General features: G+C 69.9%; 12 protein-coding genes and 1 riboswitch. Of the genes, 4 read left to right on the plus strand and 8 right to left on the minus strand.

Translation table 11 applies throughout. The annotated features are described in order from the left end of the window. Nucleotides 1-70 precede the first annotated feature (70 nt). Entirely contained in the window at nucleotides 71-463 is a 393-nt protein-coding gene (locus C8K38_RS15075) for a polyketide cyclase / dehydrase and lipid transport (RefSeq protein WP_097212152.1), read from the minus strand. A 115-nt stretch (nucleotides 464-578) separates the two neighbouring features. Between C8K38_RS15075 and C8K38_RS15080 the strand changes: the two genes are divergently transcribed. Next, nucleotides 579-2378, plus strand: a complete 1800-nt coding sequence (locus tag C8K38_RS15080; protein ID WP_097212218.1) for an AMP-dependent synthetase/ligase — start codon at nucleotides 579-581, stop codon at nucleotides 2376-2378. A gap of 68 nt (nucleotides 2379-2446) precedes the next feature. On the opposite strand, the gene C8K38_RS15085 is transcribed toward C8K38_RS15080, so the two are convergent. From C8K38_RS15085 to C8K38_RS27710, 5 genes are all read right to left on the minus strand, one after another. Next, nucleotides 2447-3574 (minus strand): glycosyltransferase family 4 protein, encoded by a 1128-nt coding sequence (locus C8K38_RS15085; RefSeq protein ID WP_097212151.1) that lies wholly within the window; start codon nucleotides 3572-3574, stop codon nucleotides 2447-2449. Between the two features lie 59 nt (nucleotides 3575-3633). Next, nucleotides 3634-4920 (minus strand): hypothetical protein, encoded by a 1287-nt coding sequence (locus C8K38_RS15090; protein ID WP_373560258.1) that lies wholly within the window; start codon nucleotides 4918-4920, stop codon nucleotides 3634-3636. A 77-nt stretch (nucleotides 4921-4997) separates the two neighbouring features. Continuing rightward, a complete protein-coding gene (locus tag C8K38_RS15095; protein WP_097212149.1) occupies nucleotides 4998-6050 on the minus strand; it encodes a C40 family peptidase in 1053 nt (350 codons plus the stop codon). A gap of 382 nt (nucleotides 6051-6432) precedes the next feature. Next, nucleotides 6433-6990, minus strand: coding sequence for an NlpC/P60 family protein (locus tag C8K38_RS15100; protein WP_179800571.1), 558 nt, complete (start codon nucleotides 6988-6990; stop codon nucleotides 6433-6435). Nucleotides 6991-7005: 15 nt separating this feature from the next. Further along, nucleotides 7006-7169, minus strand: a riboswitch (cyclic di-AMP (ydaO/yuaA leader). Between the two features lie 126 nt (nucleotides 7170-7295). Then, a complete protein-coding gene (locus C8K38_RS27710) occupies nucleotides 7296-7565 on the minus strand; it encodes a hypothetical protein (protein ID WP_097212147.1) in 270 nt (89 codons plus the stop codon). Between the two features lie 138 nt (nucleotides 7566-7703). On the opposite strand from C8K38_RS27710, the gene C8K38_RS15110 reads away from it, so the two are divergent. Both C8K38_RS15110 and C8K38_RS15115 read left to right on the plus strand, forming a co-directional pair. Further along, nucleotides 7704-9416, plus strand: a complete 1713-nt coding sequence (locus C8K38_RS15110; RefSeq protein ID WP_179800570.1) for a DEDD exonuclease domain-containing protein — start codon at nucleotides 7704-7706, stop codon at nucleotides 9414-9416. Nucleotides 9417-9513: 97 nt separating this feature from the next. Further along, entirely contained in the window at nucleotides 9514-9789 is a 276-nt protein-coding gene (locus C8K38_RS15115) for an Lrp/AsnC family transcriptional regulator (protein WP_077041953.1), read from the plus strand. Between the two features lie 58 nt (nucleotides 9790-9847). On the opposite strand, the gene trpD is transcribed toward C8K38_RS15115, so the two are convergent. Continuing rightward, the gene (gene trpD, locus C8K38_RS15120; RefSeq protein WP_097212145.1) at nucleotides 9848-10882 is read right to left on the minus strand and encodes an anthranilate phosphoribosyltransferase; all 1035 of its coding nucleotides are present in this window, start codon (nucleotides 10880-10882) and stop codon (nucleotides 9848-9850) included. A 46-nt stretch (nucleotides 10883-10928) separates the two neighbouring features. Continuing rightward, nucleotides 10929-11411, minus strand: a complete 483-nt coding sequence (locus tag C8K38_RS15125; protein ID WP_097212144.1) for a hypothetical protein — start codon at nucleotides 11409-11411, stop codon at nucleotides 10929-10931. A gap of 126 nt (nucleotides 11412-11537) precedes the next feature. On the opposite strand from C8K38_RS15125, the gene ctaE reads away from it, so the two are divergent. Then, complete coding sequence (gene ctaE / locus C8K38_RS15130) at nucleotides 11538-12149, plus strand: aa3-type cytochrome oxidase subunit III (protein WP_097212143.1); 612 nt, start codon at nucleotides 11538-11540, stop codon at nucleotides 12147-12149. Nucleotides 12150-12185: the final 36 nt, after the last annotated feature.

Below are 12185 nucleotides of genomic sequence, written 5' to 3' on the forward strand. Positions count from 1 at the left end.
ACCCATCACACAGGAAACAGATGTGCGCGCACAACGACCGGCCGCACCGCGCGACACCGTCGGCGGGCGATCACCTGGGGGTCGGCGACTCTCCGGCAGGCCGACCGGCCTCGAGCTCGCGCTTGGTGCCGAAGGCCATCACCTTGCCCGCCACGCGGCGCGCCCGGGTGAGGGCCCCGAGATCGAGCTCGGCCAGTTCCGCTGGACCGGCGCCGGTCGGCTCGGCGTGCAGGAAGTAGTGCACGATCGTGCCGTCGAGCTCCGGCTCCAGCCAGACCTCCATGGTTCCGGTCAGCGCGCCCGTGACCGTCCAGCGAATCCCCTTCTCGCCTCGGTCCTCCCGCACGCTGATCTGGAGATCCGGCCACCAGCGGCGCCATTTCGACACCACGCCGATCGACTCCGCGACCGATGCCGGCGGCGCCGCGATGAAGGTCTGGTCCGAGACCTGAATGCTGCTCACCGGATTAGCTTCACACACTCCGCGCGGCGGGTGCGGGCCAGGGCCGATCAGCACGGGTTAAAGTGGAACCGCAGCAAAACCTACTCGTCAGTACACCGCAGTGCCGGAGGTCTTCGTGCGTGAATTCAGCGTTCCGTCAACATTCACCATCCCTGAGGACGCGTCCGCCGTCGACTCGGTGTTCACCCATGCGGCGAACACACCCGACCTGGCCGTCTTCACCCGGCTGACCGGCGGCACGTGGACCGATGTGTCCGCGGCCGAGTTCGCGGACCAGGTCACCGCCCTCGCCAAGGGCCTGATCGCATTCGGCGTGCAGCCAGGCGATCGGGTCGCCCTGATGTCCTCGACCCGGTTCGAGTGGCAGCTGATCGACTTCGCGATCTGGGCCTCGGGCGGCGTCACCGTGCCGGTCTACGAGACCTCCGCGGCCGAGCAGGTGCGGTGGATCCTCGAGGATTCCGCCGCGGTCGCGCTGTTCGTCGAGAACGACGGCCACACGAAGGCACTCGAGCAGGTCGCGGCCGAGTCACCGGCCCTGCGCAAGATGCTGCAGATCGAGGGCACGCCGGGAGCGGTGGCGGAACTGATCGCGCTCGGCGCCGATGTCAGCGACGACGAGGTCCGGTCCCGCGCCGACGCGCTCAAGGCGACCGACCCCGCGACCCTGATCTACACCTCCGGCACCACCGGTCGCCCGAAGGGCTGCCAGCTCACCCACTCCAACCTCATCGCCGAGTCGCGCGGCATCAGCACCTCCGGATTCGGCGAGCTGCTGCGCCCGGGCCGTCGCACCCTGATGTTCCTGCCGCTGGCGCACGTGCTCGCCCGCGCGGTCTCCCTCGCGGCCTTCGACGCGGGCGCCACCGTCGGCCACACCTCCGACATCCCGAACCTGGTCCCGACCTTCGGCACGTTCAAGCCCGACTTCATCCTGTCGGTGCCCCGCGTGTTCGAGAAGGTCTTCAACACCGCCCGCCAGAAGGCGCACGCCGAGGGCAAGGGCAAGATCTTCGACAAGGCCGCCGAGACCGCGGTCGAGTGGAGCGAGGCCAAGGACACCGGCGGTGCCGGCTTCGGCCTCAAGGTCAAGCACGCGGCGTTCGACAAGCTGGTGTACTCCAAGCTGCGTGCCGCGCTCGGCGGTCAGTGCCAGCTCGCCATCTCCGGCGGCGCCCCGCTCGGTGCCCGCCTCGGCCACTTCTTCCGTGGCATCGGCGTGACGATCTTCGAGGGCTACGGCCTGACCGAGACGACCGCGGCGGTGGCGGTGAACACGCCGGGCGGCCAGAAGGTGGGCAGCGTCGGAAGGCCGTTGGCCGGCAACGCGGTTCGCATCGCCGAGGACGGCGAGATCCTGCTCTCCGGGCCGGTGGTCTTCGGTGGCTATTGGCGCAACGAGGCCGCCAGCGCCGAGGCGCTCGAGGACGGCTGGTTCCACACCGGCGACCTCGGCTCGGTCGACTCCGAGGGCTACATCACGATCACCGGGCGCAAGAAGGAGATCATCGTCACCGCGGGCGGCAAGAACGTCGCGCCCGCGCAGCTCGAGGACCAGCTCCGCGCGCACCCGCTGATCAGCCAGGCGCTCGTGGTCGGCGACCAGAAGCCCTTCATCGGCGCCCTGATCACGGTCGACCCCGACGCGTGGACGGGCTGGAAGGCGCGCAACAGCAAGCCTGCCGAGGCCACCGTCGCCGATCTGATCGCCGATGCCGACCTGATCGCGGAGGTCGATGCGGCCATCGCGGAGGCCAACAAGTTGGTCTCGCACGCGGAGTCGATCAAGAAGTACCGGATCCTGCCGGTGGACTTCACCGAGGAGACCGGCGAGCTCACGCCGACGCTCAAGCTCAAGCGGAACGTCATCCACCAGAGCTTCGCGAACGACATCGAGGCCATCTACGCCAAGTAGGCGGCTCCGCCGCCTGTGCGTGGTTGACGAGTGCCAGCACTCGTCAACCACGCACGGGTGCGCAGCACCTAGTGCAGCAGGCCGCTGAGCTTGGCTGCCAGCGCATCCCAGCGCCACTGCTCGGTCACCCACGTGCGGCCGGCTGCGCCCATGGCCGCCGCGCGGTCGCGATCGGCGAGCACCGAGATCACCGAGTCGGCCACCTGCCGGACCGACCGCCCGTCTACGACGTGCCCGGTCTCGTTCTCCCGCACCGTTTCCGGCGCGCCACCGGATCGACCCGCGATGACCGGAACGCCCGAGGCCGAGGCCTCGAGGAACACGATGCCCAGCCCCTCGACGTCGAGGCCCGCTCCCCTGGTCCGGCACGGCATCGCGAACACGTCGGCGATCGTGTGGTGCGCCGCGAGCTCGGCGGACGGCACGGTGCCCGTGAACACCACGTGCTCGGCCATCCCGGTCTCCTTGGCCAGCGCGTGGAGTCGACCCTGGTACGGGCCGCCGCCGACGACGACGAGCACCGCGCCGTCGATGGACTCACGGATCCGCGGCAGCGCCCGGATCAGCACGTCCTGGCCCTTGCGCGGGACCAGCCGCGACAGACACAGCACGGTCGGGCGATCGCCAAGCCCGTATCGCGCCCGCAGCTCCGCCCTTGCCGCCGGGTCGGGTCGGAACACCTCGGTGTCGACACCGGGCGGCAGGTGCTCGAGCGCGGCGTCTGCTCCGAACGCGGACGCGAACCGGCCGCGCGTGTACTTGCTGACGAAGGTGACCGTGTCCGTGGTGTTCCCGATCCGGCGCAGCGCCTGCCGGGCGCCCGGCAGCATCGACCAGCCGACCTCGTGGCCGTGCGTGCTCGCCACCACCCGCTCCGCGCCTGCCCGGCGCAGCCCGGGGGCGAGCAGTGCCAGCGGGGCCGCCGCGCCGAACCACACGCTGTCGCATTCGCGCGACCGCACCAGCTTGGCCGCCCGGCGGGCCACGAGCGGCGTTGGCAGCATCAGCGTCGTGGGGTGGCGGACCACCTCGAACGGCTGACGCGCGTCGAACTTCTTGTGGCTGTCACCCCGCCAGCGCGGGGCGTACACCACCAACTCGTCGGCAGGCAGCGCGTTCGCAAAGGACTGGAGGTAGGACTGGATGCCTCCCGGTCGGGGCGGAAAGTCATTCGTCACCAACAGGGTTCGGCGCATATGTTCACCGTAATTGCCGGACACGGGGGGCCGCTGCGCAGGGTCGGGTCGACCGGCTCTCAGTCGAGGCCCTCGGCGACCCAGCGGCCCCAGTCGGTCACGAACTCGGACGCGGAGAGCCCGACGGCCTCGTGCAGCTTCACATCGAGCTCGTGGCTGTCGACGGGTCCGGTCGCCAGGTCCACGTACAGCTCGCGCAGCGTCGGCTCGTCGAACCGGTCGGCGACAAACGCCGAGACGGACCAGGCCAGCTCGTATGCCGCCTGGGCGCGCTCCCCGCCTGCCATGAAGTCCGCGTCGACGGGCAGCCGCGTCGGGGGCCCGTGCGCGACGACCGCCGCCGCCAGAATCGGCGCGGCCCGACCGACGGGAGCATCGGCATCGCGGTGACCGGCGTAGTCGGCGAACCCCTCCAGCATCCACATCGGCGATCCGTCGGTGGTCGCGGCGCGGGCGGCCACGTGGGTGAGCTCGTGTCGCAGCACCGAATGCCGGGTGTCCTCGTCGAGTCGCTCCGACGCGGCCGGGCTGAACACGACGCGCTGGCCCGTCGCAGAGTCGGACCCGGGCTCGACGACGTCCGAGACCGCGACCGCGGCGATATCGGAGCCGCTGTGGTCCGCTCCGACCTGCTCCATGAACTCCTCCTGAGAGGAACTGACGACCACCAGCGCCCGCTGCGACCAGTCGGGGCCCCACAGTTCGGTCACCGAGGACACCGCGTCCGCGAGGTCCGCCGCGATCGCGTCGATCAGCTCCTCCTGGTCGGAGTGACCGAGCACCACCGACGAGTGCGAACCGGTCTCCACCTCTCGCACGACGACCGGGCCGAAATCCCAAGGGCCCCGCCAGGTATCGCGTCCGTACTCGGGGAGTGACCGGTCGGAAACCAGGGTCCAGTTCTCCCCCCGCCTGGCGACGATCAGTGAGACGGGCTTGCGCGTGGGACCGGCATCGGCGCCCTGGACGGCGTAGCGCAGGTAGGCGGGCACCGCCCACACGTCGGTGGCGTCGAGCTGCTCGGCCAGGTCCGTCGGGACCGGGGTCTCGGGGTCGGATCCGATCTCGTAGCCCCAGTCCGCCAACGGCACCGCGGCGAGATGCTCGCTGCGGCGGATCTCGGAGGCGAGGAACTCGGGCGCAGCGGCGCGGTCGAACAGCGCGGCGAGCGCGTCGGTGTCACCGGCCCTGACGGCGCCCGCCCAGCGGTTCAGGAGGTCCTGAACCCCCGCGCGGCGCGCCTGTTCGTACGGATTGACGGCGGCGGCGCCCTCGGCGCCACGCGGTTCCGATTCCGTCAGCTGCGACCGGGCCGTCAGTGCGCCGACCACGACGACGGCGAGCAGCAACCCCGCGAGCGCAGCCGCCTCCCAATTCCGGATCCGACGCCGTGGCTGCCGCGGCGGGACGTCCGGTACGCCGTTCAGTACCTTCTGGCGCCGTAGAACGGGTACGCGTCCATCGGCGCGACCTTGACCGGAACACCGAAGGTGGACGCGTGCAGGATGTTGCCGTTGCCCGCGTACATGCCGACGTGCGAGATGTCGGGGTAGAACAGCACCAGGTCGCCCGGCTGCAGCTCGGAGCGCGAGACCGGGATCCCGCCCGCGGCCTGGGCCTGGCTCGAACGCGGCAGCGTCTTACCGACCTGCTTGTAGGCCCACACCATCAGGCCGGAGCAGTCGAAGGAATCCGGACCGGTGGCGCCCCAGACATACGGCTTGCCGACCTTCGTCAGGCCTGCCTGCAGCGCGCCGGAGTTCGACCCGGGCACGAGCCCCTTGAGCAGGGTCTGCGGATCGAATCCGGGAGGGAACGGGCTACCGGCGAGGGCGGCCCGCTCCGAACCGCTGAGCGCGCCGAACGCCTGGGTGACCTGCGCGATCTGGGCCTGCAGGTCGCTCTGCTTGTTCTGCAGGTCGTCGCTGATCGACCTGGCCTGCTCGGTGGCGGTGCGCGCCGCGTCGGCGGACTGGCGCGAGGCCTCGGCCGCGGTGGCGGCCTCGTCGGTGGCCTGCTTGAAGTGGCCGACCTGGGCCGCGGTGTCCTCGGAGAGCACGCTGAGCGTGGACATCTGGTCGAGGAGTTGCTGCGGGGAATCCGAGACCATCACCGCGAACAGTCGATTGACGCGAGCGCCCTGGTAGCTGGCCGTCGTGAGCTTGTCGACCGCGGGCTGGAACTGCGCGATCCTGGTCTTCGCCTCGGTCAACAGGTTCTCGTCGGCGGCGTGCCTGGACTCGGCGTCGCGCTGGACGGCGGTCTTGGACTCGAGGTCGATCTGGGCGTTGTGCAACGCCTCGCTGGTCTGCTCGGACGTCCGGGAGAGTTCGGAGAGCTTCTCGAGCGCGGCTGTCGGATTCTCCAGCGCGGGATCCGCGGCTGCGGTGCCCGCGGGGACCACGACTGCTCCGAGGGACAGCAGGCCCGTTGCCAGCACTGCGCTGGTAGATCGCTTCAGTCTCTGTGACGCCACGAAAGCTGGTACTCCGTTCTTCCACTTCCCGTCGGCCGGATTGGCGGACGGGTCGGGCTGGGAAGATCAGCCCTGCCCCACGAACCGAGGTCCGAGCGGGAGATTCACCCCGGCGACTCCGTCCCCGGTACCGGACCTGCGCCTGCGGCGCCCGGATCCTGTGTGGTGGTGACCCCCGATGCCACGCCGGGTGACGCGGCAAGATTTCGGAAGGTCTCAGACAGGTTACGGAATGGCATACGACGATGTCCACCCAAACTGCCGAGACATTTTCCGCTCACCCCGAGGGCCGTGCGACAGGCGCAGACCCGCCGACGAAAACGTGGTGGGCCCGAACCGTCAGAGACGGTTCGGGCCCACCACGAGGGTTCGTGCGCGGCGCTCAGTAGCGGCGGGCGCCGTCCATCGGCATGGACGACAGCGGTGCGCGCTTGACGGGGGTACCGGAGGTCGCGGCGTGGATGACCTCGCCGTTGCCCGCGTAGATGCCCGAGTGCGAGCCACCGTAGAAGGAGACCACGTCGCCCGGCTTGAGGGCGGAGGTGGAGACCGGCGTACCAGCCGAAGCCTGGTCGTAGCTGGTGCGCGGCAGGTTGATGCCCGCCTGCTTGAAGGCCCACTGCACGAGGCCCGAGCAGTCGAAGGAGTCCGGGCCCGAGGCGCCGTACACGTAGGGCGAACCGATCTTGCTCGCGGCGGCCTGAACGGCCTTGTCACCTGCGGAGACCAGCGGCGCGGGGGCCGGCGCGCCGGGCAAGGCCGGGAGGCCGGGGACCTGGATGGTCTGGGCAGGCACACCCGGGATGTCGAAGGTTCCGATGCCAGAGATCGTGACGGGCTCGGCGAGGGCCGGGCCGGCAGAGACTGCGATGGCACCGAAGGTCAGCGCGCTGGCAACGGCAATGCGTCGCACCGAACGCTGGGTAGTGGATGAAGCCACGAGAAGGGGTACTCCGTTTCTTCCGTTCATCCGCCGACCGAGTTAGCTGACGGGTTCGGGCTGGGAAGATCAGCCCTACCCGGCGGCACGCATTCGCGCTCCGACGGGATTCACCCCAGAGAAACTTGGGTTCCCGGCACGATCGCTCTCACGAGTGATCGATTAGGCGGTACCTGGCGATGCCGCACCGGATGGTGTGGCAAGACTCCGCTAGGTCTCAGGAAGATTACGAAAGCGTCGAGCCCCTGTCGACCCAACACGCCCGACCAATCGGCCGATTCGGACATATCGCCCATAAATGGGCGCTAGGCCACTCCCGGGTCACGGACAGATAACGACCGACCGGTCTGCGTGGTATCCGCAGCGCGCACCAACCGAAGCCTCGGCACCAGCCCGACATCGGCGAGCACGTCAAGAGCGACCCGTTCGTCCTGCTCAATACTGATACGGGCCGACCCCGCAGAGTCCACGGCCCGCACCCCCGGCCGGACACCGGGCGGACCGAGCAGCACCGTCACCACACAGTCGCCGCACGCGGTATTGCGAACCTCGCAGTCGTTGCAATCGACAATCACTGTGATCCTCGTCTCTGCCGGTGGCCTCGCGGCGTTTCGCAGGCCTCTGCGACGGAAACTAGCGGCGCGGTCCGACACGGACCGCGCGACGGCCGCGACAGGTGGGCCCTGTCGGTGGCCGCCCCTAGCCTCAGCCGGGTGAGTCCGCAGAGTCCGCCAAACGCCCAGCTGAGCTTCGACGAGCTCGACACCCCACTGCGGGACACCACCTTCGTCGTCGTTGACCTCGAGACCACCGGCAGCGCGCCCGGCGAGGACGCGATCACCGAGATCGGTGCGGTCAAGATCCGTGGCGGCGAGATCATCGGCGAGCTGTCCACCCTCGTCGATCCCGGCCGCTCGATGCCCCCGTACATCGTCGAGCTGACCGGTATCACCTCCGCCATGCTGATCGGGGCGCCGCGAATCGAGCGGGTGCTCCCGAGCTTCCTCGAGTTCGCACGCGGCGCCGTCCTGGTGGCCCACAACGCGCCCTTCGACATCGGCTTCCTCAAGGCCGCCACTGCCCGCTGCGAGCTGCCCTGGCCACCGTTCCAGGTGCTGTGCACCGTCAAGCTGGCCCGCCGGGTGCTCGGTCGGGACGAGGCGCCCTCGGTGAAGCTCTCGGCCCTCGCCGCCCTCTTCGACGTCAGCACCAAGCCCACCCACCGGGCCCTCGACGACGCCAGGGCGACGGTGGAGGTGCTGCACGGGCTCATCGAACGGGTCGGCAACCTGGGCGTACACAGTTACCCGGAACTGGTCGACTACCTCCCCAACGTCTCCGCCGCGCAGCGGGGCAAGCGCGGGCTCGCCGCGCACCTCCCCCGCACCCCGGGCGTCTACCTGTTCCGCGGCCCGTCCGACGAAGTGCTCTACGTCGGCACCGCGGTCAACCTGCAGCGCCGGGTGCGCGGCTACTTCACGGGATCAGAGACCCGCGCACGGATGAAGGAGATGGTGGCGCTGGCCACCAGGGTGGACCACGTCGAGTGCGCGCACGCCCTCGAGGCGTCGGTGCGCGAACTCCGGCTGCTGGGCGCGCACGCCCCTCCCTATAACCGGCGCTCGAAGTTCCCCCGCCGGGCGTGGTGGATCACCCGGACCGCCGAGCCGTTCCCCCGGCTCGCGATCTCGCGTAGCGCGACCTCCGACGCCCTCGGCCCGTTCGGTTCCCGCACGGACGCGGCGGAGGTCGCCGCGACGATCGCCGACATCTGCCGAATCAGGACGTGCACCAAGAGAATTCGCGATGACCAGCCCCATGGGCCCGACTGTCCGGACAGTGCGGTCGGCGGTTGCCCCGCCGGGGGCACGCCACAGAGCGCGGCCGAGTACAGCCGTGCACCGGACACCGCGCACGCGCTCTTCCGGGGAACCGACGATGCGCCGCTGCACGGGCTCCGTGCCCGGATCGAAGAACTCGCCGCGGCCGAGCTGTTCGAGAGTGCCGCGCGGCTCCGTGACCGCACCACGGCCCTGGCGCTCGCGCTCCGCCGGGCTCAGCGCCTCGCGAGCCTCGCCGCCGTCGACGAACTGGTCGCCGCGCGCCCCTCGCCCTCCGGCGGCTGGGAGCTGGCGGTGATCCGGGCAGGCAGGCTCGCCTCCGCAGGGGTGGCCGAACGCGGCGTGCCTCCGATGCCGGTCGTCGAAGCACTGACCCTGTCGGCCGAGACCGTGATCGAGGAGCCGTCACCGCTGCGGGGCGCGATGGCGGGCGAGGCCGGGCTCATCGCCGGCTGGCTCGAGACGCCGGGGGTCCGGATCGTGCGCGCGAGCCACGGATACGCCGAACCCGCGCGCGGCGGTGGCGGCTGGCTGCAATGGTGCGCGGTGGCGCGGGGAGCCGCCGCGGCGGCAGGCACCGCCTAGGGTGACAGAGGAAAGAACAGAGTCGGACGCCCGTCTATGGACAAGGACCCACACGGCCCTTCCTATAGATAGGACGCCACCGCAGCCAAGGAGCGAGATGATCAACGCCATCGTCCTCATTCACGCCAAAGCGAACCGGATCCCGGAGACCGCGCAAGCGGTGGCCGACATCGCCGGGGTGTCCGAGGTCTATTCGTGCGCGGGCGACGTCGACCTGATCGCCATCGTGAAGGTCCGAGACCACGCCCAGATCGCCGAGGTGGTCACCGGCGCGATCAACAAGGTGGACGGCGTCGAGCAGACGACGACCCACATCGCCTTCCGCTCCTACGCCAGCGCAGACGTCGAGGCCGCCTTCTCCATCGGCGAGTGATCCGGGGCGGGCACCGCCGTTCGGTTCGACCGACGGCGGTTCCCGCACCCGGTGGGCGTCAGTCCGCCAGTTCGGTGGAGACCGCGACCCAGCGGTCGAGCAGCGCAGCCGCGTCGCCACTGTCGATCGCGCGTACGGCCCGCTCGAGGCCCGCACGCAGGGCGCTGTCGAGATCGCCCGAGAGACCGCTGTGGGCGGCGATCGCGCCCGCCGCGTTCAGGACCACCGCGTCGTGCACGGCACCCCGCTCGCCGCCGAGCACCGCCCGCGCGATCACCGCGTTCGCCTCGGCGTCCCCGCCACGCAGGGCCGACAGCGGCACCCGCTCGATCCCCAGCGCCGTCGGGTCGATGCTGTCCTCGCGCACCTGCCCACCGGACACGACATACGCCGTGCTCGTGGTCGACGTGGTGATCTCGTCGAGTCCGTCGTCGCCACGCACCACCAGTGCGCTGCTGCCCCTGCGCGCCAGGACCCCCGCCACCACGGGCTGCAGGTCCGCGAAGGCACAACCGATCAGGCCGGCTCGCGGCCGCGCGGGGTTGGTCAGCGGCCCAAGCACGTTGAACACCGTCGGGATGCCGATCTCCTTGCGCGGACCAGCGGTGAACCGGAACGCGGGATGAAAGGTCGGCGCGAAGCAGAACCCGATCCCCACCTCGCGCACGCACCGCGCGACGGCGTCCGGGCTCAGGTTGATCCGGACTCCGAGCGCCTCGAGCACGTCGGCGCCGCCGCTCTTCGAGGACGCGGCCCGGTTTCCGTGCTTGACCACCCGGATGCCCGCGGCGGCGACCACGACCGAGGCCATCGTGGAGATGTTGACGGTCTGCTGCCGGTCACCGCCGGTGCCGACGACATCCACCGCGTCACCGTCGACATCGATCGTGCGCGCATGCGCGAGCATCGCGTCGGCGATGCCGCTCACCTCGGACGGGGTCGGGCCCTTCATCTTCAGTGCGATGCCGAACGCCGCGATCTGCGCGGAGGTGGCGTTGTCCGACATGATCTCGTCCATCGCCCACGATGCGGTCCCCGGATCGAGATCGCGTCCGTCCGTCAGCGCACCGAGCACCTCTGGCCAACTCCCCATCGCAACCGCCTCTTCCCGTCGCCGTCAGCACAATCGAAGACGAAGCTTAGTCAGTACGGGCAACCGGATTCCGCGGCGGCTGCAGCGCATCCCATCCGAGGACACGACCACCCGCGCGCTGCGCCAACCCCGCCATCCGGGAGCGCTCCTGCGAACAGTGCAGCGCGTCGAGGACCTGCACCCGCTGCAGCACCAACGCCACCAGTTCCTCGGCCCCCGGTTCCGCCCCCGCCGGGTCGACCTCCTGCGGCGCGGGCGCGTCCGGCGCCGCGACGGTGTAGCGGTCCTGACCCGCGAGCTCGACCGCCCCGTGCACCTGATCCGCAGGCACCCACAGGTGGTGCCGCAGGACGGCGTCCGCCTCCTCGATCCACCCAGGCTCCGACCCCGCAGCCCGCTCCAGCGCCCGGCTGCATGCCTCCGCGTCGTCGAAGCTCGACGCCACCACCACAAGATCGGTCCGCGTCGCGTCGAGCGGCACCGCCTTACGCCGCCCGAACCGCTTGCGCCACCACCGCACTCGTTCCATGACGCCAGCCTCGCATGCCCGACTACCTGCACAATCACAGACCACGGCATACTGGTCGTAGGCCGCGACGCGCCAAGAACGGACCCGGGTAGTACTCGCTTACGACGAAGCGTCATACTTCTGTCTGTGACGAGCGCAGTAGGGACCCAAGGATCCGCAATCACCCAGCGCGTGCACTCGCTGAACCGGCCGAACATGGTCAGCGTCGGCACCATTGTCTGGCTGTCCAGCGAGCTGATGTTCTTCGCCGGCCTGTTCGCGATGTACTTTGTCGCGCGCGCGCAGGCGGACGGACACTGGCCGCCGGAGCCCACCGAGCTGAACCTCGGCCTCGCGGTGCCCGTCACCGCGGTGCTGGTGGCTTCTTCCTTCACCTGCCAGATGGGCGTCTTCGCCGCTGAGCGTGGTGACGTCTTCGGGCTGCGCCGCTGGTACACGATCACCCTCATCATGGGCACGATCTTCGTGCTCGGCCAGGCGTACGAGTACTACCACCTGGTTCACGAGGGCACCACGCTCTCGAGCAGCGCGTACGGCTCGGTCTTCTACATGACGACCGGCTTCCACGGCCTGCACGTGATCGGTGGTCTGGTCGCCTTCGTCTTCCTGATCGCGCGTACCAAGGTCAGCAAGTTCACCCCGGCACAGGCAACGGCTGCGATCGTTGTCTCGTACTACTGGCACTTCGTCGACATCGTGTGGATCGGCCTGTTCGCCACCATCTATTTCATCCGTTAAGAAGCTGAACGCAGTTCACAGCCCAAGCCCGTTCAG

It is taken from the genome of Rhodococcus sp. OK611 (assembly GCF_003050885.1).
GTDB classification, from domain to species: Bacteria; Actinomycetota; Actinomycetes; order Mycobacteriales; family Mycobacteriaceae; genus Rhodococcus_G; species Rhodococcus_G oryzae.